The organism is Paenibacillus sp. VTT E-133291 (genome assembly GCF_002264395.1).
Classification (GTDB): domain Bacteria; phylum Bacillota; class Bacilli; order Paenibacillales; family Paenibacillaceae; genus Paenibacillus_AQ; species Paenibacillus_AQ nitricinens.
In genome coordinates, this window is the sequence record NZ_NFVA01000001.1 from 108,489 (window position 1) to 133,062 (window position 24,574).

A 24,574-nucleotide genomic window follows, 5' to 3' on the forward strand; every position below is an offset into this window, starting at 1 on the left:
GCTTTTTTTGTGATGAATCATTAAACCTCTACATTCACCCAAACCTTTTGTAGTAGGAACCGAATCATCTTGCTCTATTTAGAACATACCTTTATGATGTGTTAGATAAAAGCAGATTTTATGAGAGGGGGAGCCACCTTGCAGGAGTCGTTATCTGATGAGATATTGCTGCAGAAGATTGCCAATCGCGACACGGATGCACTGGAGCAATTATATGATAGATACGAGAGGCCTATTTATTCGTTTGCACTACGTATTGTAAAAGATGCGATGGAAGCGGAAGAAATTGTGCAAGAGTTATTCGTGCGGATTTGGAATGCGGCCAGTCGAATCGAAATAGAGAGCAATAAAGGAAAAATAAGTACATGGATGTTTGCAATTACTCGCAACTTGGCAATTGACCGGCTTCGCAAGCAAGGGAGGCAACCAGAAGATTCCGTGGAAGACGTTGTATGGGAGCGGCTCCGGAGTAATGAGGATTCAACCGAACTCACAGTTGAACATAATCTGCTAGGACAGCAGCTGAAGAAAGAAATAGAGGGTTTACAATCGGACCAAAAACAAGTGCTGGAATGGATTTATTATATGGGATACACACAGCAGGAGGTTGCCGATCAGCATAAAATTCCGTTAGGAACCGTAAAGAGCAGAGTAAGATTAGCGCTTAAAGCGTTGCGAGGGCGATTCGAGTTGTGGAAGGAGGAGGTACAGTATGAGCGCAGATCGTAAGGAGCTGTGTGAGGAATTGAGCATGTATGTGCTAGGGGGATTGGACAAAAAGGAACGCGAAGCCTTTGAAGAGCATTTGAAGCTTTGTCCTGAATGCCAACAGGAGGCTGCTGAAATGACGGAACTTGTGAACTATTTTCCTCTTACCACAGAAGAGGTTGAGCCTCCCACGGGAATGAAATCCCGGATCCTTACTCATGTTATCCAATCCTCTATAGAGCCGAAACAGGAAGCGAATGAAACAGAAGTCTCTGGCCTTGTGGTAAATCATGAACCTGAGAGAAGCGTTCGTCAACGTAAAGGGAGAATATACACCATATTAAGCGTGGCTTCTATCGTTCTTTTAATCACAACAAGTGTACTAGCTGTAAGGTTAAATGTGCTAAATGAGGATAAAAGCAATCTGCTTGCTGAGGTAGAGAAGCTGCGAGGTCAACTTGCGTTAAGTAATGAACCCGCGACCGGTCTTCAAGTCCATAATGTGGTGTCATTAAAACCAACGGTCAAGGATTTGGTTGCCCAAGGGACAGCGATGATTGTGATCGACAGCAAAGGAACGCATCTGATTGTGCAGGCGGAGAAGCTGCCTGAGCTGAAGGATGATGAAGCTTTTCAGGTATGGCTGCTCAAAGGTGGAAAACCGGTTAATGCGGGCACATTTCACACTCGGGATGGAACAGGAGCACTTTATTATACGTTCTCACCTGATGATTATGATACCATTGCGATCACGCAAGAGCCGGACGCGAACGGTAAGGAACCTCGTGGAAACATAGTGCTAGCTGCGGAAATCTAAAGGTTAAAATGTCAGAAAACGATTCACAACGAATGTCCTGAGATTTCTATCCGGGGCATTCGTTTTTTTTATTTTTAAAATATTTTTCTAAAATAGTGATCCAGATCCTACTGACCGGCGTGTAACTGTATGAAAGCAATAATACTTTGGTCATACCATAACAAATAAGGGAGATGGAAAAGAATGAAGTTGAAGAAAATTGTTGCAACAGCAATAGTCACAGTACTACTGGTTCCGTCCATGGCGATGGCAGCGAATAATGGGGCAGTAAATCCAAATGTTAGAACGCCAGCTTCAGATCTGAGAGCGACTCTTAGTCAGCTGCTCTCGACTCATTTTGAATACCAGGCGCTGACCACGTTAAAAGAATATCAAGGTGTAATGGATGCAGAAACAGCAAAGAATATGCTGGAAAAAAATGCGGATGAAATGAAGGCAGCTGTGAAATCGATCTACGGTCAAGCGGGTGCCGATCAATTCGCAGAAATATTTTCTTCTCAGTATAATGACACTGCCGATTTGGGATCAGCTGTGAAGAATGGCAATGCCACACAAGAAGCAGAAGTGAAAAAGGATTTGTTACAGGAGTTTCCGACTGAGCTAGGTAATTTTCTAGGTACAGCAACTGCTGGTAATCTGCCAGCGGCTACGGCAACACAAGTGTTGAGCGCTCATGAGAAGGACGTACAAGATTTCTTCTACAGCTACATTAAAGGGGATTATGATGCTGCATACGAACATTTCACTGTTGGATTCAAGAGGATGTCCGATATTGGCACGGCACTTGCCGGAGCCATCGTGAAGCAATTCCCAGAAAAGTTCGACAATACAGTTGTAGTAACGCCCGCAAATGATTTAAGAGCGGTGCTCGATCAACTGTTAGCTATTCATTTCTTCTATCAATCTATGACCACACTTGAGCAGTATAATGGTGCGCCAGACGCGGAAACCGTTAGAGAACAGCTCGAAAAAAATGCGAATGAAATGAGCGCTGCTGTTAAATCATTATACGGTCAAGCGGGTGCCGATCAATTCACACAAATCTTCTCATCGCAATACAGCAACAGCGCTGACTTGGGCATAGCCGTGAAAAACAACGACATGACCCAAGAAGGAAAAGTGAAAATGGAGCTTCTGCAAAACTTCCCAACTGTGCTTGGTAATTTCCTTGGTACGGCTACGGGTGATAATCTACCTGCTGCGACTGCAACACAAGTACTGAAAGCACATGAACAAGATGTGCAGGACTATTTCTACAATTACATTAAAGGCGACTATGAGAAAGCCTATAATGTTTTCGCTGCTGGCGATAAAAGAATGTATGTTATTGGCACAGCACTGGCTGATGCCATCGTTCAACAAATGCCAGAAAAGTTCACTTCCCAGGTAACTCCGTCACAACCAGCTTCCTCTAACAACATGACAACAATCTGGATGAAGATTGGAAGTAAGCAGCTGATCATCAATGATAAGACCACACAAATGGATACAACTCCATTCCTGTGGAACAACTGGACGTTTATCCCTCTTCGGTATCTGAGTGAAGGAATTGGAGCGCAAGTAGGCTGGGATGCAAGTAATGATACGATAACGGTCAAAGCAGGGGATGATACGTTAACTTTCTGGATCGGCAAAGATTATATGATGGTTAACAATGTGAAAAAAGAAATTGGTACACCAGTGATTATAAAAGATGGCCGGACCGCCGTCCCACTACGTTTTATTACTGAACTGCTTGGCTGGCATGTTGATTTCCAAAAAGCAGATGGGTCGATTACGCTGACTAAAGCAATGAAGTAAGAGAAGATCAAAGATTCTATGTAACGAGGTTTTCAAAAAAACACTTGTTCGTAATATCCTGCGGTAAGCCGCCGCAAATTCAAAGTAACAGGCAGTGATTCTCCATAACCGGAGTGTCGCTGCCTGTTCATCTATTATTTAAATTACGCTATTCCGTTAATTTTCAAAGAAAACATAATCCCCGATAACCGAGGATCATTGCTCTGCTGTTTTTTACGAATCGTATTAATTCCTACCTAGAAGGAATTTCTGGATTTTCATCTAATTCTTTTATAAAAAGAAAAAGGAGGCCGACCTATTTGAAAAGAAGACATGAAGTTTTATTTGAACAGTTGAATACTTACCGGATTGAGTTACTAGAAATGGTGGCTGAGCTAGCTGAGGGAGAGGCTGATGTTATCCCTCAAGGTTTTAATAATAACATCCGGTGGAATTAGGTCATATCTATGTAGATCAATATTTAAGGATACAAACACTGACCAAAGAAGATATCCCAGTTTCAATGGGATTCAATGAATGGTTTGGTTACGGTACAAGTCCTTCTCTGTTCACGAATGAGACACCGTCATTCTCTGAGCTCATTCGGATTTTACAGCAACAGCCACATGTCATTCAGGAGCTGTATCAAGATCGATTGGAGAAAGAGTTCGCTCCGATTGAAATGGGGATGTATACTATTGAGCAGGTGTTGATTAGAACGATTTTTCATGAAGGGTTACATATGGGTATGATTCAAGCAATAATAAGGCAGTTAAGAAGTGGAGCAGATCAACACTAGTTATAGAACTCTGTGTTATTCTTGACCGTATTTCGTTCTGTAGTGACTCAGTGTGAGTAAAGGCCAGATATAACGGTAACTGTGATAATTGGAATAAAAATTACCGGGAAGACCGGCTCCTGTCGGATAAGAGCTTTTCCAATCGTCTTCGCGTATAGATGCGATAAGCTTTTCAATGCCTCGATTTACTGCAGGTGTTGGTTCTGGCTGAACAGCGATGAGTGCGTCAAGCGCCCAGGAGGTTTGGGAAGGCGTACTTTCGCCTAATGGCACATACTTCAAAAGTCGATCACTATGACAAGATTCCCCCCAACCCCCATCCGAGTTTTGAATGCTAAGGAGCCAATTCGCTCCTTTTTGCAATGCTTCATGTTCTGGAGGCAGACCAACGGCCCGCATTCCTGTTAAAGCAGCCCAAGTCCCATAAATATAACAAACACCCCATCTTCCGTACCATGAGCCATCGCGCTCCTGATGCTGAATCAACCATTTCACACCTCGTTCGATGAATTCATTCCGCGTATCAAGTCCGGCAAAGTTTCCGAGATACTCCAAAGTTCGCCCGGTAAGATCTGCCTCCGAGGGATCAATAGCAGCAGATTTAGCGCCATCGATTGCGAGCCATGTAAGCATTTCTTTATTAGTGTTTTTTTCAAAGGCTGGCCAGCCACCGTCTTTATTCTGCATCGATATGACCCAGTTCAGTCCTCGATTCCATGATTCTAGATATGATGGCTGAGTTATTGATAAACTTCGAATGGCTCGTAAAGCAGCGGTCGTATCATCCACATCCGGATTTATTGTATTAGATTCTGAGAATCCCCATCCCCCGGAAGCCGTATTCGGATTATGAATGCTCCAATCTGCAGTTTTTTCATGTTGTCTGGTCAGCAGATATGAAGTAGCACGTTTCATCGTAAGATGATGATCGGGAAGTTGTGCCTCCTGCAAAGCATAGGCAATTAGAGCCGTATCCCATATCGTAGACGGAGAGTTTTGAATTGTTGTTTGGTCTTCAGAGCGGCATTGCATGGCGGTAAGCCCATCTATAGCATTCTTAATTAGTGGATGCTGCTGATCATAATCGAGGGCTAGCAGTGCAAATACCATAAGAATTGTACTAGTTGCGTAACTGTATAGAGTCCCGTCGGATTCAATCCGCCGGAGCATGAACTGCTCTGCTTTGGCTCGCGAGACTTCGTGAATATGACGAGGACTTCCAAGAAGTCTTTTTAGGCCAGATTGCAAACCGTCCTGCAGCTCTTGAAATCCACGGGAAGCGGGTTCATCTTCTTCAATGCGTGTGTCTATGAGATCAGACAGATCAGGAGCATTAGCGTCTGAGATCGAGAAACGCCGATCGGCCATAATGAGCATTGGAGTGAGGTGTACCCTAGAGTAGCCGGAGAACTCAAAATAGTTAATAGGAAAGTAGGATGGGAATAATAGCACCTCTAATGGGATCGAGGAAATAGCCAAAGGCCATTTGCTCTGTCCTGTAGCTGCAAGAATGACTCTAGTTAAGATGCTAGTAACTTTTCCAACCCCACCTTTGGATTGAATATAATGCTTAGCGCGCAATATCGGCCCATCTGTTACCTTGCTGTACCCAGAGTAGAGAAGGGCATAGTAGGCTTCAACCGAGGTGGATAAGTTTCCATCTTCTTCATCGCTATACAATTGCCAGAATCCAGCCGACTGTTGCTCAGCAAGAATTCGATCATGTAGCTTACGGATCAGATCTTCATTCTGCACATTCAATATCCGAAAGAGGATGATGATATACGCATCGATAACGATCCCATTCTCAAAACAAAAATGCCAAGATCCATCTTGCATCTGTTGATCAATCAGGAATGTCGTTAAACGCTCGATCTCATTATCTACTGTGCTCAGTATAGGATTCATTCCTTAGGTACCTCCGCAGTCCTTCATTTTTAGTATTATATGATGGAAGCGAGGGTGAAATGAAAAAGGACTGTAAAGTTGCTTATGCAACCTCACAGCCCTATAAATTATGTTAGCTAATCAATAGTTTGATTAATTTTCAATCACGATACGATTCAGCTTGAGATTCACCTGAGCGGCAATTGTGTCACCCACAGGGCATTTGCTCTCTAGAAATTGTACGAATGCTTTCACCTTCTCGGCAGGCGATGGGGTCTTTATGTAGAATGTATAGCGAATATCGGAGTAGCCAGGCCGTACTTCAGATCGGTTAAAAAATCCATCAAGATCCAAATCGCCTTCAACATCTACTCTGAAGTCTTCAAGCTCTACCTCAAATTTAGAGGCATAAACTCGAGCCACAATAGATTGGCAGGCCCCTAAAGAAGCAAGTAAAGCTTCAACAGGATTCATTCCTGTATCGGTACCCCCAAGATTTTGTGGTTCGTCGATGACAAGCTCGAATTGTCTTGCTTTAGTAATAACCTTAACTCCATCTTGTAAATGGGCGGTTGCTTTGAAAGTTTGAACATTTGGCATTTGTCTACACTCCTTCTTCTGGGAAACCAATTATGAGTAGATACTTGGAATACTATTTAATTCATAGTATTTTTCTAGGAATTGTTTAGATTATAGTTCGTTTCTTTATACCCTGTCAATACTTGATTAGTTTTATTGGATTCGTACATCATAATGAGTTGAAGATGCTATTTCCTTTTGTAATCTACTTTCCCAGAAGGCTGGATTGAAAGAAGCTTATGTTATAAGCAATGATGGTGAACATATTACTTGGGAAAGGGAATCGGGTGGCTATCGACTTCCAACGGAAGCAGAGTGGCAATATGCTTGTAAAGCAGGAACTACTTGCTATCAATACGGAGAGCTAAATAAAATTGCTTGGTATAATGAAAATTCAGATGGTCAACTCCATACCGTAGGGACGAAAGACCAAATGCATGGGGGCTTTATGATATGTTAGGGAATGATTGGCAATGGTGCTGGGATTTATATGATGAACAAGTATATGGTTCCTATCGTATTTTTCGAGGAGGTAGCTGGGCTGAAGAAGTTAGGGGATGTGGAGCTACCTGTCGTCGTCGCAGCCATCCTACATTTAGCGTGGATGATCTTGGATTTCGTCTTGCTCGATTTTTATAGCCATAGCTGTCCCAAAATTTATCCTTACTAAGGAGGCATTTCTGGAATGAGAAAGTTTATGGCTATCTCCACAATATTTATTACTCTGCTCGTTCTAGGTATATGTTAGATTTGCTGATGATCCAGAAACTGATTATATTTTCACAGACAGGGATGCTTCAGACTGGACGCAACTAGATCCAAAGGAACCGCAATTATTAAAGAAGGTTGATCATTAGTTGCTACATAGCAAAGAATCCTTGGTCTGAAAAAAATAGTTTCTCGCCAGCTAACCGCACTTTGTGCGGTCTTTTCTTTGAGGATCAATCCAATAAAAATGATAACTTGACAGATTTCATTTGTGCGTATACATTTGTATACATAGGCAATTCGTATACATATGTATACAACAAAGGAGGGGTTAATATGCGTGATGGACATTTCGGAAAACGCGGCCATCGAGAACATGGGGAACACAAAGACCGTGGAGAGCATAGAGATCGTGAACATATGGGCAGACATGGGATGGATTCCATGGATGGTCCCCCAAAAAGTGCTCAAACTTTTCGTCGCGGCAGAGCTCTAGCATTTTTGGAAAAGCTTAATGTGAATCGAGCCACTTTACAGCGGCAGCTGCAAACACCGGAGCTGGATTCGATCAAGCAAGTGATTAGCGGTGAACTGAAGGCAACAGAAGCGATCATTGAAGAGTTTATTCATATTTTTCAGATTCACGAAGTAACAACTGAAGAGAAGACGGTTTGCGATACTAAAAAAGAGGAGATTGATCCTGAAAATGAAAACCATTGATCTTATTAAAACGCGTAGAAGTATTAAGCAATTTAAGGCAGATTCCATTCATGAGGATGATTTATTGAAATGGCTGGAAGCAGCTAGTTATGCTCCAAACCATCGTATGAATGAACCTTGGGAACTCCTATTTATCGGGCCTGATACGAGAGCTAAATTAAAGCATAAGACGAATTTTGGAAGCGCTCCTGTCGTTCTTGCTATCTTATCTAAACCTGGTGCAACAGCGTTTGAACGTGACGAGAATGTTATGGCTGCCGCTTGTTTCGCACAGAACTTTTTATTAGCAGCACATGAAGTGGGGGTTGGTGCCTATTGGGCTTCTTTAGGTGCTTTGCCTCATAATCGTGAAATTCTAGGTGTTCCGCAAGATTACGATGTGATTGGACTATTTGGTATTGGATATCCAGAGGAAGTTCCAAATGCTAAGCCAAGAACACCGATGAAATCAAAAATCACATATTTATCTTAAAAGGTGATGGAATGTGGAAACTTAAGAGTTACTTAAGGCCATATTGGGTGTGGTCTGTGTTAGCACCACTTATGATGATGATCGAAGTGTCTATGGATTTGCTTCAACCTACATTAATGGCGAGCATTGTGGATCATGGGATTATGACGAAGGATGTATCACATATATATTCGACTGGATTGATCATGCTTGGAGTGGCATTGATCGGTCTATTGGGTGGGGTGGGCTGTACCGTTTTTTCAAGTATCGCCTCTCAAAATTTCGGTAATGATTTACGGATCAATCTGTTTGAACATATTCAGAAATTCTCAAATAAGAATCTGGATCAATTGAAGACAGGTTCGTTAATTACTCGTTTAACAAATGATGTGGTGCAGCTACAAACCTTTGTACAGATGATTTTGCGGAATATCCGATCTCCATTGCTATTGATTGGTAGTTTGGTGATGGCCATCCGGATTAGTCCTACGTTGACGCTCATTCTTGTCGTTGCCGTGCCATTGCTGGTTGCCATATTGTATGGGTTAATTCGACTTTCTTTTCCTTTGTTCGAGAAAATGCAAACTAAATTAGACGGAGTCAATACCGTATTGCAGGAGAATTTATCGGGCATCCGTGTAGTCAAAGCATTTGTTCGTGGCAAACATGAAGAGAAACGGTTTAATACAGCCAACAAGGATTACACAGAGACTGCGATAAAAGCGGTACGCCTGATGTCATTAAATATGCCACTCATGATGCTAGTGCTCAATGCAAGTATTGTAGCTGTCCTTTGGTTTGGAGGGGCGCAGAGCTGGAATGGCACGCTTCCGGTAGGTCAGTTGATCGCCTTTATTAACTACATCACCCAACTATTGATGTCCATGTTAATGCTGAGTAATATGCTCATATTCTTCTCGCGTGCAAAAGTCTCCGCAGATCGGGAGAATGAAGTGTTGTCCACAATCAGCGAGATTACAGAAGTAACCGATGCTATGAAAGATGCTATATCTAACGGTCGAATTGTATTTGACAACGTTTCCTTTGCCTATGACCCTGCGGATGAGAACCTTGTGTTAGATGGCATCAATTTCACTGCTGAGCCAGGTGAAACCGTAGCCATCCTTGGAGCCACTGGTGCTGGTAAATCAACCTTGGTTAGCCTCATTCCTCGTCTTTATGATGTATCCTCTGGATCTATTACGATTGATGGTTCCGACACTCGGCAAATTTCTTTGAAACAATTGCGTCGCAGGATCGGTTATGTTATGCAGCAGGCTATTCTGTTCAGTGGAACAGTCCGGGATAATATCCGCTATGGCAGACCGGAGGCTACAGATGAAGAAGTGGAACAAGCAGCAATTGCCGCTGAAGCGCATCTTTTTATTATAGAACTTCCAGAAGGCTATGATACAGTGCTTGGTCAAAGAGGGATTAACTTGTCTGGTGGGCAGAAGCAGCGGCTTTCGATTGCAAGGGCGTTGTTAATACAGCCAACAATCCTAATCATGGACGACAGTACTAGCGCCCTCGATGCGGCAACAGAGTCGCGAATTCGACAAATGTTAAAAACACGGCTACATAGAAGTACAAATATTTTAATAGCTCAACGTGTCACCTCTGTGATTGATGCGGACCGTATTTTAATTCTAGAAAACGGTCGAATCGCTGTACAAGGTACACATGATGGACTTATGAGTAGCAGTGAAATATACAGAGATATCTGGAAGTCGCAGATAAAGGGGGAGGAGATGCCTTATGTCAAAGTCTAATAACGGCATGAACACCACTCCTTTCAATCGACCAGGCGGATTCGGCCCAGGACCGGGATCAGGCCCCGGACGCGGCGGCGCTGTACCAATCGTCCGCGCCAAGAATCAAGCAAGTACGCTTAAACGCATCTGGACTTACTTGAATCGCCAACGGTTCGGGTTAATTATTGTGTATGTATTTACGGTGTTGAATGCACTTCTTTCATTGATCGGACCGTATCTCATCGGTAAAGCGATTGATACTGCGGTTATGCCGCATGATTATCATGGTCTTGTGCAGTTTTGTATTCTCCTTATTGGCATTTATGGGTTAGGTAGTGTAGTTGCTTGGGTGCAAGCATACGTCATGACATCTGTTTCACAGAATACCGTATTTGAGCTGCGTCGTGATCTGTTCAGCAAGTATCAGCAGCTACCTATTAAGTTTTTTGACACACGAGCTAATGGAGAGCTGATGAGCCGGGCAACGAACGATATAGAGAGCGTATCCAGCACACTCAATCAGAGTGTAACCCAGTTGTTAAATAGTTTGATTACGCTAAGCGGTTCACTCGTTATAATGTTCATGCTGAACGTTCCTTTGACCGTAGTTTCACTAATCACAATTCCGCTCGTACTACTGGCTAGTCGTAAAATTATAGGTTTAAGCCGAACTTATTTTCGAAATCAGCAGCGGCATTTAGGTGAACTGGGCGCGTTTATCGAAGAAACCATCAGCGGACAAAAAGTGGTCAAACAATACAATAGAGAAGAAGCGGAAGTTAAGCGATTCCGAAAAATCAGCGGAGAGCTGAACAAGGTTATCATTAAGGCACAAATCGTATCTGGACTAGTGGGACCCGTGATGAACATGATTAATAATCTTGGATTTGCGATCATAGCCGGGGTTGGGGGCTGGATGGCCTTCCATAACATGGCTACAGTAGGTATAATCGTTAGCTTCCTTACCTATTCCAAACAGTTCGGTAGACCCATTTCTGATCTTGCTAACCAGTACAATTTAATCCAATCTGCAATTGCCGGAGCGGAGCGTGTGTTTGAAGTTTTGGAGATGCCGTCCGAATATGGGGATGAAGAAAGTGAGAATCTGCCAAGGCTAAAAGGGGAGGTTGTTTTCCAGGACGTTTCCTTTGCTTACAAATTGGATACACCGATTCTGTCTGGAGTTACGTTTGAAGCCAAACCTGGGGAGAAAATTGCGCTTGTTGGTCCAACAGGAGCAGGTAAAACAACTATTGTTAACCTGCTGAGTCGTTTCTATGATTTGAACGGAGGTGCCATACGGATTGATGGCCGTGACATCCAAGAGGTAGATAAAAATTCACTTCGTAGTCAGCTAGGGATGGTGCTGCAAGATGCGCATGTATTCTCGGGAACCATTCGTGAGAATATTCGGTTTGGCCGACTTGATGCGACCGATCAAGAGATTGAGCAAGCTGCGCGGCTAGCCAATGCGGATGCTTTTATCAAAAGATTGCCGCATGATTACGAGACCCTTCTTAATGCAGAAGGTAGTAATCTTAGTCATGGACAGCGCCAACTGTTAACAATCGCTCGCGCAATTTTAGCTGATCCTGCCATATTAATTCTTGATGAAGCAACCAGTAGCGTAGACACACGTACGGAAATGCACATTCAACAGGCAATGAAGAATTTGATGAAGGGTCGAACAAGCTTTGTAATTGCCCACAGGCTTAGTACGATTCAGGACGCAGATCGTATACTCGTGATCCAGGGTGGAGGAATTGCTGAGCAAGGAAATCATGAGGAGCTTCTTGCAATGCAAGGCGCCTATTACGAGTTATACAATACCCAGTTCAAACGAGCGATTTAAAGAAATATTTATATGGCTGTTGAAAAAACACTGACTTGGATCAGTGTTTTTTTGTTAGAGAGGTGACCAGAGACCATCGAATTGACCGCCGAAACGCGACATTGTATGCTACAACAAGATAATGTAAACAAGGAAGTGATTATGTGAGCCATTCCAGCTATGAGCAGCTTGAGACAGAAGGCAAACTACCGTTTGATGTTTCTTTACATAGCGTCAGCTTTGTGCCGAATCATTGGCATACGAGTGTGGAGCTGATTTTTGTGCTGTCTGGTAATCTAGAGGTTTCTACCGGAAACCGTCAATATAGGCTTAAAGAAGGGGATATGCTACTCATTAACCAGTGTTACGTGCATGAGGTTATCGGATTAGATGAGAATATCATCGCTACCTTTCAAATCCCTACAACCTATCTTAAGCAGCACATCCACAATGTGGAGAAGATCAGCTTTGAATGTTATTCTGCAGAAGCCGGTCCTGAGAAGCAAAATGGCTTAGATAACATGCGTCAGCTCATGGCTGAAATGGTACAGCTGAAATACAAAGGTGGGGAAGCCTATGAACTGGAGATGGAAGCACGTATGCTTGGGTTATTCTCTGTTTTGGTCAAACAGTTCAAGCTGCCAAATTCCGGCGAAGCGATGAATATAAAATATATGGAACGAATGATGAGCATCATCACTTATATAGATGAACATTATAAAGACCCGGTGTCGCTGCAGATAATCGCGGAACGAGAGTATTTGTCGGTGCCGTATTTATCCAAATTTTTTAGCGAGAATATTGGGGTCAACTTCCAGACGTACTTAACCAGCATTCGTTTAAAAAATACCGTAGAAGCCCTTTTAAGAGATCAAGAGCATTCCCTTGCTGAACTGGCACTTGAGCAGGGCTTTCCAAACGCGAAATCTTTTTACGCTGCATTCAAAAGCCGATATCATATCACACCACATGAATATCGCAAAAAATATCGGCCGCAAACTCACTCGAAACAGGAAGGTTCTACTTCCGGATACTTAGCGTTTAATCAATCCAGCGCACTGGGCATTATTCGGCAATTCCTCCGGCGTAGTCAGTCGCACCAGCTTGAACCCGTGCATCCGGTTGTTCAGCTGTCTGCGAGCATTTCGTTAGACAGGATTCAGCGGCAAATTCAGCATAGCTGGAAAAATATTATTACAATCAGTAAAGCAAATGAAGGACTTCAAAGTGATGTACAAGCTCATTTGAAATATGTACAAGAGCGGTGTCCGTTTCGCTATTTACGTTTTCATGGAATTTTTGATGATTCAATGATGGTGTACCGGGAGGATCACGAAGGGCAGGCACATTATAATTTTCGCTTTGTAGATCAGTTGTTTGATTTTTTGTTATCGATCGGCTTGAAACCTTTTATAGAACTGGGCTTTATGCCTTTTGATCTCGCAGTAGACAGCAGTAAACATGTATTTTATGAAAAGAGTTACGTGAGTCCACCTAAATCCATGGACCGTTGGTGTGAATTGGTTGATCGCTTTATTCGCCATTGTCTCAGTCGGTACGGTCTAGAAGAGGTGGAAAGCTGGAGGTTTGAATTCTGGAATGAACCGGAATATGGATTGTTCTGGCCTGCGACGGAAGAAGCGTACAACGAATTGTATGCCCGAACGTTCGACACCCTCAAAGTCATCTCTCTGAACCTACAGATTGGCGCTCCTGGTAGAATTATTACGCTGAACTCCAATGCGTTTTGTGAACAGTTTTTCGCATTCTGCAAAGAACGGGGTTGTCTTCCTGATTTTATCCCGTTACATTTTTATCCGCATGAGGACATGGATGATCTGCTTAGTAACAATTGGGGGCAAAAAGAACTATCAAGTGAAAAAGAAATGTCTCCCCTGACAGTAGAGGGGTTCAACAAAGTGTCCCCAAACCCTGACTATTTGAAGGAATCACTGGAGCGTGAAATCGGGCTGCTCGCTGAGTTAGGACTTAGCGGACTAGAGCTATATTTAACCGAATGGAATTCAACAGCATTTCATCGTGAATTGACCAATGACACATTATATAAAGCTGCATATATCGTAAAGAATATCATCGAAAATCTCGACAGCATCAGTGGGTTCGGATATTGGGTACTGAGTGACAATATTGAAGAAACAGCGGCTTCATCCCGGATGTTTCATGGTGGGCTTGGACTTATGACTCAGTATGGAATTCCAAAAGCAGCTATGCATGCCTATGAAATGCTCGCTAAGCTGGGGAATCGGCTAGTCGCACACGAAGAGGGTTATATCGTGACGGCTGGTAGAGGCGGTTATCAGATTCTGGCTTATAATTACTGTCACTTTGATGATTTGTACGCGCTTGGTGATACTTCATTCATTACACCTACTAGCCGTTATAGTGGCTTCAAAAACGAGAGGCTTCTTAAAGTTGAGCTCACATTAACTGGATTACCATCTGGCAGATATAAGCAAGTAAACCATACGATCAGCAGGGCACATGGCAGCAGCTTTGACAAGTGGGTAGAGATGGGGGCTCCAACCGTTCTGACTGCAGAGGACACTGCTTATCTAAAAGCTGCCTCTATTCCAGGCAGACAGATTCAGCTTCTTGAAGTAGGTGAAGAGCTTTCTGTTGTCATTAGAATGGAACCTCATAGCGTAGAACTCATTGAGCTGACTCCATTGTTTTGAGAAAATGAGTCAATTTTTAAGCTTCATTTTGATAAAGATTTTTGAAACGCTTTCATTTAGATTAAAAATAAACCTAAAAGTGTGTAATTGACTACCTCTCCTGTAAGAGGTGGTTTATTTTATAATCTAATTGTAAACGTTTTCTAAAAGGATGAGGAGGAATTACAATGACTGGAGCATCGATTAAAGGGCAGGTTCTCACCCCTTTTCGTAGATTGACCTTTGGTATTCTGCTTGGTTACGGCATGATGATGCTGGCACTGATGACACCTGCCACCTTGCTGCTGACCTTTAAAATGATTGAAGTGGATCCGAATGGTTACACCTCTTCCTATGGACTGGTTGCAGGAATTGGCGCAATCTTTGCACTTATCGGAAATCCGATTGGCGGTGCACTCAGTGACCGAACCCATCTTTCGTTCGGACGGCGGCGCACGTGGATTATCCTTGGTCCACTAGTTGGCTGTACAGCGCTGGTATGTACTGGTTTCGCCAACGAGCCTTGGCAGATCATGATTAGCTGGGCAGTCGCACAATTTTTCTTCAATGTAGGGATGGCAGCCTATACAGCGCTTATTCCAGACCAAGTATCTCAGGAAAAACAAGGGACAATCTCCGGATTAATCGGTCTCACTATTCCAATCGCTATGACGGTAGGGATGATCATGATGACAGTGATGACCTCAGTTTCTTCAGAAATTAAGTGGCTTTTGCTCGGAGTAATCGGCATCATAGGTCCACTCCTCAGTACGTTGATTATTAAAGAAGGTAAAGTAGAACTTGTTCCCAAGACAAATAATCAAATATCGCTGGGTAAGAAGCTGAGTACGATTTTTCCTAGTCCACGCAAATTCCCGGAATTCTCTTGGGCTTTCGTATCCAAGTTCCTGATCATGATGGGATATTGTAGCACTTTATACCTCACAGTCATGCTGGTAAACCGGATGGGACTTACGGAAGAGCTGGCTACCGCAAAGGTTGCTACGATTAATATCGTTATGCTAGTGGGTGTTGCAATTACAAGTATCTTCGGTGGGGTGTTGTCAGATAAATTTGGTAAGCAAAAACCATTCCTGATCGTTTCAGGGTTCATCATTGCTATTGGGGTTCTGTTGTTTGCCTTTGTGCCAAGTTATGCGGCCTACATTGCCGGAGCTGCAGTGATCGGATTGGGCTTTGGCTGCTTCTCAGCCGTAGATATGGCACTCGTTGCACGGATTCTTCCAAGTAAAGAGGATTCAGCCAAAGACTTTGGGATTATGAACGTAGCTAATGCGTTGCCTCAGTCCATTGTTCCAGCAATTGCTCCCGTGCTGTTAGGCATTGGCAGCTGGACCTTCTTTTATATCTTCCTTGCCGTCTGCACCATATTCGGTATGCTGGCAGTGAAGCCACTTCCAGAAGTGGGAACAGAGAAAAGAGCTCAAACTGCTGAACTGACGGCTGTCGAAACACAATCACAAAAAGCCAATTTGGTCTAAGAAAAAACAAACAAGAAAACAGTGGAGGGAAACCAAATGAATCAGAGAGAGACTATTAAAACTAAAAGCCATCATACCATTTCTTACGTAAGCAATAAGGGCGGTCCAACCTTGGGTTATTCCCCTGAATCTGGAGTGCAGATTCTCCAGCAGGACGGACTGTTCTTCAAAGATTTAAATCGTAATGGCAAGCTGGATAAATATGAGGACTGGCGATTGACGCCACAAGAGCGGGCTGAAGATTTGGCTTCACAGATGAGTATTGAACAAATTGCTGGACTCATGTTGTATAGTCGTCATCAATCCATCCCAGCAGTTAGCAGCAGCTGGTTCTCAGGAACGTATAACGGTAAATCCTATGAGGAGAGCGGAGCCAAGCCATGGGAGCTTACCGATGAACAGCTGGCATTTCTGGCACAGGACCATCTAAGACATATTCTGGTGACCACCGTGGAAACTCCGGAAATTGCCGCCCTGTGGAACAACCAGGTACAAGCATTTGCAGAAGGAAGCGGTCTAGGGATTCCAGCCAACAACAGCTCCGATCCTCGCCATGGCTCAGATTCTAGTTCGGAGTTTAATGCTGGAGCTGGTGGACAAATCTCCATGTGGCCGGAGACGCTGGGTCTTGCGGCTACCTTCGATCCGAAGATCACTTATCAGTTCGGGCAAGTTGCCTCGCGTGAGTATCGCGCACTGGGTCTAGGTACGGCGCTATCGCCGCAAATAGATATAGCTACAGATCCGCGATGGTTTCGCTTTAACGGCACATTTGGTGAGGATTCTAAGTTGTCTGCTGACATGGCAAGAGCCTATGTCGACGGCTTCCAGAGCTCGGAAGATGAGCGGGAGATTCACGAAGGCTGGGGATATGATAGTGTGAACGCTATGGTAAAACATTGGCCTGGCGGTGGTTCCGGGGAAGGCGGAAGGGATGCGCATTATGCTTGCGGCAAGTATGCCGTCTATCCGGGCGGTAACTTTGAAGAACATCTTATTCCTTTTACAGAAGGAGCTTTTAAGCTGGATGGCCCAACCAAGCAGTCTTCAGCTGTCATGCCATATTACACAATTTCTACAGATCAAGATCAGTTGAACGGGGAGAATGTCGGAAATTCTTATAATTCCTATCTTATTACCGATCTGCTTCGGGAAAAATACGGTTACGATGGTGTTGTGTGCACAGATTGGCTCATTACAGCAGACGAATCAGATAGTAAGGATTCCTTTCTCAGTGGTAAACCTTGGGGAGTGGAGGGTATGTCCGTCGCAGAACGGCATTACAAGCTCTTGATGGCAGGCGTTGACCAATTCGGCGGCAACAATGAGATGGAGCCAGTCCTTGAAGCATACCGAATGGGAGTAGCTGAGCATGGAGAGGTATGGATGCGGAATCGCTTTGAGCGGTCAGCTGTTCGGCTTCTACTTAATATTTTCCGTCTGGGTCTCTTCGAGAACCCGTATTTAAAGCCTGAGGCGAGCGCTCAGATTGTTGGGAATCCGGCGTTTATGCAATCAGGCTATGATGCACAGCTGAAGTCGATCGTGCTGCTGAAGAACAAAAATCGGGTATTGCCGTTGGTAGCGAAACAAACCGTATTTATTCCGAAGCGTTATACTCCAGCAGGAAAGGATTGGTTCGGCAACCCAACGCCCGAAAAGACAGAATATCCGGTGAACCTGGAGGTTGTGTCTAAATATTATCATGTGACAGATCAGCCGGATAAAGCAGACTTTGCTCTCGTCATCATAAGCAGTCCCAAATCAGGAGTAGGCTTTAGTCAGGAAGATTCTGATCAAGGCGGTAACGGCTACGTGCCGATCAGCTTGCAGTATAGACCGTACACTGCGGAACATGCTCGGGAGCAGAGCTTAGCTGGAGATGCGCGGGATAACGATGTACTTAACCGTTCTTATAAAGGAAAAACCGTTGTTACGCATAATGAGAGCGATCTGGATCATGTCCTGGAAGCTCGCAAGCTGATGAAAGACAAACCGGTAATTGTGTCAATGTTGCTGTCCAATCCTTCGGTTGTTGCAGAATTTGAGGGAGAGGCTGATGTTATCCTTGTTAACTTTGGGTTGCAGGATCAAGCACTTATGGAGGTTTTAACGGGTGCGGAGGAGCCTTCTGGATTGCTTCCAGTACAAATGCCATCAGGTATGCAAACGGTAGAAGAGCAGCTGGAAGATGTGGCGCGTGACATGGAATGTCATGTGGATTCAGAAGAACATGTATATGATTTTGCCTTTGGAATGAATTGGAATGGTGTTATAGAGGATGAAAGAACGAAAAATTACCGGAAATAAGAACCGTTCTGCGGAAAAATAAAAGCGAAGCACCGCCTGAAGAATTTATCAGGCGGTGCTTTGTGGATCTATCGGATTTCCGATAATGGAGCTATAAATTCCTGTAACCGATCCTGCCAAATGCAAAATCTGCTTCAGACGATCCATATCCACATAGATATCTTCGAATCCCGGAAAACGAATAGCAGGATCTGGCCAGCCTTGACCATACATCATGTAATAATCAAGAGCGTTATGGTTGCTGATCATCCAATACGTTGGAACGACATGCTGTTTATGAACAATTTCGATAACTTGTGTTCCAGGTTGACAAAACGCCAAATTGGCCAGTCCAGCGCCATGCGCTCCCAAGATTAGCTTAGCCGAAGCGAATAACTGGATTTGCTGTGCAACCGTCCAATCCTCAAGGTGAATAGGTTGAATGCTATATTCTTCAAGGCAGCGTATAACTTCCTCTTCATTGACCAAGCGCCTGGTGCTTGCTTTGTTTCGAGAAATATAAATGCGCTCAGGTGTAGCGAGTGTTGATTCCCTATGAGGTAGTAATAATTTACGTAGCGTATCCGTGGTCCACGGGGGATAGTGGGAATTCATCATCAAAGAAGGGATAAGTAGCTGATCAGCTTCAAAGAAAGCTTCAGGATTTGTCCGGATTACTGAAGACTCTGATATCCCGAGCATAGCCCAGGTTTGTTCCACAAATGGTCCATATGGATTTGGATTCATGAGGATGGAGGTATAAGGAATTCCACTCATTTTGAGCATCGCCAACCTAGGGAGCACATCATACAACCAGTGGAAATAGTTATAGCTTCCGCAAAACGTCAACACAGCCACAGTTCCTTCTAAATATTGAAGTTTTGGATCATTCCACCGGTGGAATACAGGGTGTTCCTCTGCTTCTAGCATTCTATTTTGCATGGCGTCATATTCCTGTGACAGATCAAAGATCAGCTTTCCTTCCGGAGATAGAACAGCACCAGATTCTCCCCATACCCTTCCACTCGAGATAGTGGCTACGTATCCGCCAATAGGCTGTAAACAATAAGGTGTCAGTGCAGGATGAATGCTCGATTCAGTGCTTTTAGGAGCAATGAAATGGGCAGCCCTACCGAAATCAAAGGGAATAACCTGTCCAGCTTTATGGATAGTTCTTTTTTGTCCCCATTCTGCTTCAAGTTCCAAGATGCTCCGGTAATATCCAGAGGGCGTTCCCCCGTTCACAGAAAAACTCATCGTTTCACCTCTTTTGGCCAAGTAGAACTCTAGAAACATCATTAAGCTATTCTATGGAACAAAGAACTTAACGACACAATTCCTTCGGAAAAGGGCGAGTGAACAGCGTTAAAAGCAGTCAACTTTATAAATAGCTTGACTTGGAGTGAACTCCAAGTGAAATAATAACAGATAACTGCTAGTGAACCTTACCTTCTATTGAAAGAGAGGAGTCATTGTAAATGGACTATGTGAAACTTGGCAATACTGGCTTAGAAGTATCCCGGCTGTGTCTTGGCTGTATGAGCTTTGGGGTAGCAGAACGCTGGATCCATCAGTGGGTGCTTGATGAGGAGCAGAGTCGGCTGATCATAAAAAAAGCTCTAGAGCTCGGAATTAACTTTTTTGATACGGCTAATGTGTATTCTGACGGAACGAGTGAGGAGATTCTTGGACGGGCACTCAAGGATTATGCTAATCGAGATGAAATTGTCCTCGCCACTAAAGTTTATAATCGTATGCATGAAGGACCCAATGGTGCCGGACTTTCCCGAAAAGCAATTATGAGTGAAATCGATAAGAGTCTAAAAAGATTGGGAACAGACTATGTGGATTTGTACCAGATTCATCGCTGGGATTATCACACACCTATCGAGGAAACGATGGAGGCACTTCATGATGTGGTTAAGGCGGGAAAGGCAAGATATATTGGTGCTTCTGCAATGTATGCTTGGCAATTTCAGAAAGCTTTATATGTAGCGGAGAAGAATGGCTGGACCCGGTTTGTATCCATGCAGAATCACCTCAACCTTATCTACCGTGAAGAAGAGCGCGAGATGTTACCACTTTGTAAGGAAGAAAAAATTGGTGTTATTCCGTATAGTCCGTTGGCCTCCGGTAGATTAACTCGCGACTGGACAGTATCAACACATCGTTCAGAGACCGATCAAATACAAAAATCCAAATATGATGGAACTGCAGATGCTGATCGTTTAGTTGTGGAGCGGGTAGCTGCAATTGCCGAAAAGCATGGTGTTCCGCGGATTCATATTGCTCTTGCATGGTTGCTTCAAAAAGAACCGGTAACTGCTCCAATTATTGGTGCTACGAAAATGTCTCATCTCGAAGATGCTGTAGGAGCGTTATCCATTACGTTAACACCTCAAGAAATGACGTTCTTGGAAGAACCCTATACACCGCATCCAATCATTGGTTTTAATTAATATTGAGGATCGGAGGATAATGAAAGTATGACCATTACAGAAGTAAGTGGAAAATTTAATCTTACGCCGGATACGCTCCGCTATTATGAACGCATCGGTATTATTCCACACGTGAATCGCAATAAAAGTGGAAATAGAGATTATTCGGAAGAAGACTGCAGGTGGATTGAACATATCAAGTGTATGCGAGGCATTGGGCTTCCTGTTGAAATCTTGATTAAGTATGTCGAGCTGTATAGACAGGGCGATGAGGCTAATCATGCTAGAGTAGAACTCTTGATTGATCAGCGGAAGCAGCTTTTATCTAGAATGGAAGAGATGAACAGAGTAATGGAACGGATGGATGCAAAAATTGAACGATTGAGTAAACAATAAGTCCTCTTTTGAGGGCTTATTGTTGTGTTAAGGATGTTCTTTTATAGATTCTTCCGATAAGCTTTGGGAGACATACCGTAGGTTTTGGTGAATTGTCGTGTAAAGTAATTGCTATCGCTAAACCCGCTTTCATGTGAGATCTGAGTGATACTGAAGTCAGAATGCTTCAACAAGCTGCAAGCCCGTTCCAGACGCAATCGATGGAGATAGGAGATAGGAGTCGTTTGATAGTAAGAGCGAAAGATCCGGTTTAAGTGTCTAACGGATACCCCTGAGTGTGCGGCGATTTGATCCAACGACAACGCTTCAAGATAATAGTCTTCCATAAAAGAGAGCGACTTCGCTAAATGTATTAGGTGATTATCCAGGCTGCCTTTATCCTGTTTTTCATAATGCCTTGATAAATAGACAACCAGCTCCATAAATCGTGAGACGAGCAAAGTCTGATATCCTTGAAACTTGTGGCTATATTCTTCAATCATACCGGCAATGAGTGTAGTGACAAATTCCAGCATGGGAATTGGCAAGCTTAGTTTACTTGTGTAGGCGTGTTTATGACGATACAACGGCTCCAATACAAACAGCGCCTGAAAGCCGTTCGAAGTTCGCAGATCTGATCCAGCTGTCGACAGCATTTCAGGCTTGTACATAATATTACAGATCTTAAAATCCTGAGGATCTTTAAAAGCATGCGGGGTTGAACCATTAATAACAAAGACATTCCCCTTTTTGATGAATGATTCTTCGTTATTCACAATATGAGTAGCAGTACCACTCAAGACAATCACGAGCTCTGAAAAGTCCACATGTCTATGAAGGTCAGTATCATTGTCGTGGAAGCCGTATTGAATAAAAAATGGGAATTTCTGATCTGATGTAAACCAATTTAAATAAAATTCGCTCAATCCGTAACCCTCCAAAAGAATGTCTAGATGAATGTCTATATCATGCTATTTTACGACTGGATAATCAAGGTTTATCGTTTAGCTAGTGGAGTATAATCCTTGACATAGATGCAAATGTTCAATAAAAGGAGAATGCTTCATGAAATATAACAATCCGATATTACCAGGTTTTTATCCAGATCCAAGCATTTGCAGAGTAGGCGAGGATTACTTTTTGGTTAACAGTTCATTTGCTTACTCTCCGGGAATCCCCATTTGGCATAGTAAAGATTTAGTCCATTGGAAGCAGCTCGGATATTGCTTAACGCGTGATTCCCAGCTTCAATTTGATACATCGGTCGTGTCTGGAGGGGTGTGGGCACCAACCATTCGTCATCATAACGGTCGATTCTACATGGTGACGACAAATCAGGATAGCGGTGGACACTTCTACGTTTGGACGGTAGACCCAGCAGGTGAGTGGTCGGATCCTATTTACGTGGATCAGGAAGGGATTGATCCCTCCTTATTTTTTGACGGTGGAAAAGTGTATTTTACAAGCACTGGCACCAAGGATGGCATGGGAATCTACCAATGTGAGATTGATATTGAAACGGGCCATAAGCTGAGCGATTCTCGCTTAATATGGACAGGCAGTGGCGGTAAATTTCCTGAAGGACCACATCTTTATAATATAAATGGCTACTATTATTTAATGTGTGCTGAAGGCGGGACAGAATATGGACATATGGAGACCATAGCTAGAAGTAAATCACCCTATGGACCCTTTGAATCCTCTCCCTGGAATCCCATTTTGACTCACCGGAGCTCGGATTACCCTATTCAAGCTACGGGACATGGCGATCTGGTAGAAGCACAGGATGGCAGCTGGTGGGCGGTATTGTTAGGGATACGACCAGTAGGATATCCATATCGACATCATCTTGGTAGAGAGACATTCCTTGCTCCGGTCCATTGGAGAGAAGATGGATGGCCGATGATTGGAGATCACGGTGTTGTTGGATTAGAAATGGAAGCTGACACTCCACCACCAGTGCTATGGGAAAAGGAGCCTGAGACCGATGATTTTAATCGATCTGATTTAAGAATGAGCTGGAACTTTATCCGCAATGCTAAAAAAGTCGATTGGTCTTTGCAAGAGCGACCAGGGTGGCTAGCATTATATGGAGCGGATGTGAGATTAAGCGAACAGGGAACGCCTGCATTTATTGGCTGTAGACAGCGCCACTTGGATTGTGAAATCTCTACTAAAATGGAATTCAACCCACTAGATGGTGATGAAGCAGGTCTTGTTGTGTTTATGGATCGGATGTATCACTACGCAATCGGGCTAACCCAGGTAGAGGGTGAAAATGTGATTACGCTGCGAAGACAAGTGGGTAGCATAAGTGATGTGAAATATTCTTCTCCATTTGAAGGCACAGTCGTAGAATTGAGGATTCAAGCATTACCTGAGAAATATTTGTTCTTTTATCGAGGTGAAGATCAGTTATGGCATCCACTTGGTGAAGCGGAGACGCACTTGATCTCTACAGAAGTGGCAGGCGGATTTACCGGAGTGTTCTTTGGAATGTATAACTACTCAACTAACCGAACAATCGCATATTATGATTGGTTCCGCTATCAAAAGGAATGACAATCTAAAAAAATGTTAAATTAGGAAATGGCGGTGCTCGGGATGTTATCCCAGCACCGTCATTTCTTGTATTCGGCAATAGCTTAATTTTTCCGTATATATTCTATATACCAGTGCTGATTGTGACCGCCGTTATCGCTCCATTGAATGGCCTGCGCACCGCTGGTTTTATCTTGTCCCGATATATCTAATAACTTGCCACTGGCCCGGTTTTTAATTTTATACGAGTTTTTTTCACCAGTCGGAATAAGTTCCCACTGTTGGTTCCACCCGGTATTGCTTGGCCATTGAATAACACTGGCCCCATCGGATGATGATGATCCGTTGACATCCAATAAATCTCCGCTAGCTATGTTTCTGAAATTATAATATCCGTTCTCTGCAGTTTCGAGATACCATTTTTGATAATCTAATCCTTGATCGATGTATTGTACGATAAGCGCACCGTCCGCTTGTGAATCCGCTCCGCTGACTGACAGCACCTTATTGCTGTGTTCATTGATAATTCTGAGAGGGATTGGCACTCCAGCGTGCGTCGTTGAAGTTAGTGCGAGTGATGATGCAGATACAACTAACACAAGTGCCAAAATCGTTTTCAAACCGTAGCGAATGAGAGATCGTTTCATGAAAATACACTCCTTCTTCAATTTAATTTAATTGCGGCCTGTCCAATTTTAAAAAAGTTTTATGTATTCAATTT

The 24,574-nt window shown here is 43.5% G+C and carries 20 protein-coding genes and 1 pseudogene; 16 read left to right on the top strand and 5 right to left on the bottom strand.

What is annotated here, in order from left to right; all coding sequences use genetic code 11:
- The first annotated feature begins 138 nt into the window (after positions 1-138).
- The 5 genes from CA598_RS00455 (at position 139) to CA598_RS33300 (ending at position 4,103) form a co-directional block, all read left to right on the top strand.
- Positions 139-729 carry an RNA polymerase sigma factor gene (locus tag CA598_RS00455; RefSeq protein ID WP_179283543.1) on the top strand — a complete coding sequence of 197 codons (591 nt, stop codon included), beginning with the start codon at positions 139-141 and terminating at the stop codon, positions 727-729.
- Positions 713-1,525 carry an anti-sigma factor gene (locus tag CA598_RS00460; protein WP_094874917.1) on the top strand — a complete coding sequence of 271 codons (813 nt, stop codon included), beginning with the start codon at positions 713-715 and terminating at the stop codon, positions 1,523-1,525. The genes CA598_RS00455 and CA598_RS00460 overlap by 17 nt, the downstream gene beginning before the upstream one ends.
- Before the next feature lie 183 nt (positions 1,526-1,708).
- A complete protein-coding gene (locus CA598_RS00465; protein ID WP_094874918.1) occupies positions 1,709-3,325 on the top strand; it encodes a copper amine oxidase N-terminal domain-containing protein in 1,617 nt (538 codons plus the stop codon).
- Positions 3,326-3,624: 299 nt separating this feature from the next.
- The gene (locus CA598_RS33295) at positions 3,625-3,762 is read left to right on the top strand and encodes a hypothetical protein (RefSeq protein WP_306440440.1); all 138 of its coding nucleotides are present in this window, start codon (positions 3,625-3,627) and stop codon (positions 3,760-3,762) included.
- A gap of 65 nt (positions 3,763-3,827) precedes the next feature.
- Positions 3,828-4,103, top strand: coding sequence for a hypothetical protein (locus CA598_RS33300; RefSeq protein ID WP_306440441.1), 276 nt, complete (start codon positions 3,828-3,830; stop codon positions 4,101-4,103).
- A gap of 15 nt (positions 4,104-4,118) precedes the next feature.
- Here CA598_RS33300 and shc read toward each other — a convergent pair whose 3' ends face one another.
- Positions 4,119-6,011 carry a squalene--hopene cyclase gene (shc, locus tag CA598_RS00475; RefSeq protein ID WP_094874919.1) on the bottom strand — a complete coding sequence of 631 codons (1,893 nt, stop codon included), beginning with the start codon at positions 6,009-6,011 and terminating at the stop codon, positions 4,119-4,121.
- 132 nt (positions 6,012-6,143) lie between these two features.
- A complete protein-coding gene (locus CA598_RS00480) occupies positions 6,144-6,590 on the bottom strand; it encodes an OsmC family protein (protein WP_094874920.1) in 447 nt (148 codons plus the stop codon).
- Positions 6,591-6,753: 163 nt separating this feature from the next.
- Between CA598_RS00480 and CA598_RS00485 the strand changes: the two are divergent.
- The 8 genes and pseudogenes from CA598_RS00485 to CA598_RS00520 form a co-directional block, all read left to right on the top strand.
- A pseudogene (locus tag CA598_RS00485) lies at positions 6,754-7,208 on the top strand (formylglycine-generating enzyme family protein); the annotation flags it as partial.
- A gap of 405 nt (positions 7,209-7,613) precedes the next feature.
- Positions 7,614-7,997, top strand: a complete 384-nt coding sequence (locus CA598_RS00490; protein WP_179283544.1) for a hypothetical protein — start codon at positions 7,614-7,616, stop codon at positions 7,995-7,997.
- Positions 7,984-8,469: a nitroreductase family protein gene (locus CA598_RS00495; RefSeq protein WP_094868742.1), complete on the top strand. Its 486-nt coding sequence runs from the start codon at positions 7,984-7,986 to the stop codon at positions 8,467-8,469. The genes CA598_RS00490 and CA598_RS00495 overlap by 14 nt, the downstream gene beginning before the upstream one ends.
- Positions 8,470-8,480: 11 nt before the next feature.
- Entirely contained in the window at positions 8,481-10,220 is a 1,740-nt protein-coding gene (locus tag CA598_RS00500) for an ABC transporter ATP-binding protein (protein ID WP_094874921.1), read from the top strand.
- Positions 10,207-12,054 carry an ABC transporter ATP-binding protein gene (locus CA598_RS00505; protein WP_094874922.1) on the top strand — a complete coding sequence of 616 codons (1,848 nt, stop codon included), beginning with the start codon at positions 10,207-10,209 and terminating at the stop codon, positions 12,052-12,054. Before CA598_RS00500 ends, CA598_RS00505 begins: the two co-directional genes overlap by 14 nt.
- Positions 12,055-12,197: 143 nt before the next feature.
- A complete protein-coding gene (locus tag CA598_RS00510) occupies positions 12,198-14,729 on the top strand; it encodes a GH39 family glycosyl hydrolase (RefSeq protein ID WP_094874923.1) in 2,532 nt (843 codons plus the stop codon).
- Between the two features lie 167 nt (positions 14,730-14,896).
- Positions 14,897-16,210 (top strand): MFS transporter, encoded by a 1,314-nt coding sequence (locus CA598_RS00515; protein ID WP_094874924.1) that lies wholly within the window; start codon positions 14,897-14,899, stop codon positions 16,208-16,210.
- A 36-nt stretch (positions 16,211-16,246) separates the two neighbouring features.
- The gene (locus tag CA598_RS00520; RefSeq protein ID WP_094874925.1) at positions 16,247-18,520 is read left to right on the top strand and encodes a glycoside hydrolase family 3 protein; all 2,274 of its coding nucleotides are present in this window, start codon (positions 16,247-16,249) and stop codon (positions 18,518-18,520) included.
- Positions 18,521-18,568: 48 nt separating this feature from the next.
- Here CA598_RS00520 and CA598_RS00525 read toward each other — a convergent pair whose 3' ends face one another.
- Positions 18,569-19,756, bottom strand: coding sequence for a glycosyltransferase family 61 protein (locus tag CA598_RS00525; protein ID WP_179283545.1), 1,188 nt, complete (start codon positions 19,754-19,756; stop codon positions 18,569-18,571).
- Between the two features lie 221 nt (positions 19,757-19,977).
- Here CA598_RS00525 and CA598_RS00530 point away from each other — a divergent pair, with 221 nt between their 5' ends.
- Positions 19,978-20,958 (top strand): aldo/keto reductase, encoded by a 981-nt coding sequence (locus CA598_RS00530; RefSeq protein ID WP_094874927.1) that lies wholly within the window; start codon positions 19,978-19,980, stop codon positions 20,956-20,958.
- Positions 20,959-20,985: 27 nt separating this feature from the next.
- Positions 20,986-21,333 (top strand): MerR family transcriptional regulator, encoded by a 348-nt coding sequence (locus CA598_RS00535; RefSeq protein WP_094874928.1) that lies wholly within the window; start codon positions 20,986-20,988, stop codon positions 21,331-21,333.
- Between the two features lie 41 nt (positions 21,334-21,374).
- On the opposite strand, the gene CA598_RS00540 is transcribed toward CA598_RS00535, so the two are convergent.
- The gene (locus CA598_RS00540; RefSeq protein WP_094874929.1) at positions 21,375-22,238 is read right to left on the bottom strand and encodes a helix-turn-helix domain-containing protein; all 864 of its coding nucleotides are present in this window, start codon (positions 22,236-22,238) and stop codon (positions 21,375-21,377) included.
- A 139-nt stretch (positions 22,239-22,377) separates the two neighbouring features.
- Between CA598_RS00540 and CA598_RS00545 the strand changes: the two genes are divergently transcribed.
- Positions 22,378-23,874, top strand: coding sequence for a glycoside hydrolase family 43 protein (locus CA598_RS00545; protein ID WP_094874930.1), 1,497 nt, complete (start codon positions 22,378-22,380; stop codon positions 23,872-23,874).
- A gap of 83 nt (positions 23,875-23,957) precedes the next feature.
- On the opposite strand, the gene CA598_RS00550 is transcribed toward CA598_RS00545, so the two are convergent.
- Entirely contained in the window at positions 23,958-24,500 is a 543-nt protein-coding gene (locus CA598_RS00550; protein WP_094874931.1) for an RICIN domain-containing protein, read from the bottom strand.
- Between the last annotated feature and the right edge of the window lie 74 nt (positions 24,501-24,574).

Bases quoted from the DNA above. Each gene is read 5' to 3' on its own strand.
- CA598_RS00460 (WP_094874917.1), top strand. From the start codon at position 713: ATGAGCGCAGATCGTAAGGAGCTGTGTGAGGAATTGAGCATGTATGTG.
- CA598_RS00465 (WP_094874918.1), top strand. From the start codon at position 1,709: ATGAAGTTGAAGAAAATTGTTGCAACAGCAATAGTCACAGTACTACTG.
- CA598_RS33300 (WP_306440441.1), top strand. From the start codon at position 3,828: ATGGGATTCAATGAATGGTTTGGTTACGGTACAAGTCCTTCTCTGTTC.
- shc (WP_094874919.1), bottom strand. From the start codon at position 6,011: ATGAATCCTATACTGAGCACAGTAGATAATGAGATCGAGCGTTTAACG.
- CA598_RS00480 (WP_094874920.1), bottom strand. From the start codon at position 6,590: ATGCCAAATGTTCAAACTTTCAAAGCAACCGCCCATTTACAAGATGGA.
- CA598_RS00490 (WP_179283544.1), top strand. From the start codon at position 7,614: ATGCGTGATGGACATTTCGGAAAACGCGGCCATCGAGAACATGGGGAA.
- CA598_RS00495 (WP_094868742.1), top strand. From the start codon at position 7,984: ATGAAAACCATTGATCTTATTAAAACGCGTAGAAGTATTAAGCAATTT.
- CA598_RS00500 (WP_094874921.1), top strand. From the start codon at position 8,481: ATGTGGAAACTTAAGAGTTACTTAAGGCCATATTGGGTGTGGTCTGTG.
- CA598_RS00505 (WP_094874922.1), top strand. From the start codon at position 10,207: ATGTCAAAGTCTAATAACGGCATGAACACCACTCCTTTCAATCGACCA.
- CA598_RS00515 (WP_094874924.1), top strand. From the start codon at position 14,897: ATGACTGGAGCATCGATTAAAGGGCAGGTTCTCACCCCTTTTCGTAGA.
- CA598_RS00520 (WP_094874925.1), top strand. From the start codon at position 16,247: ATGAATCAGAGAGAGACTATTAAAACTAAAAGCCATCATACCATTTCT.
- CA598_RS00525 (WP_179283545.1), bottom strand. From the start codon at position 19,756: ATGAGTTTTTCTGTGAACGGGGGAACGCCCTCTGGATATTACCGGAGC.
- CA598_RS00530 (WP_094874927.1), top strand. From the start codon at position 19,978: ATGGACTATGTGAAACTTGGCAATACTGGCTTAGAAGTATCCCGGCTG.
- CA598_RS00535 (WP_094874928.1), top strand. From the start codon at position 20,986: ATGACCATTACAGAAGTAAGTGGAAAATTTAATCTTACGCCGGATACG.
- CA598_RS00545 (WP_094874930.1), top strand. From the start codon at position 22,378: ATGAAATATAACAATCCGATATTACCAGGTTTTTATCCAGATCCAAGC.
- CA598_RS00550 (WP_094874931.1), bottom strand. From the start codon at position 24,500: ATGAAACGATCTCTCATTCGCTACGGTTTGAAAACGATTTTGGCACTT.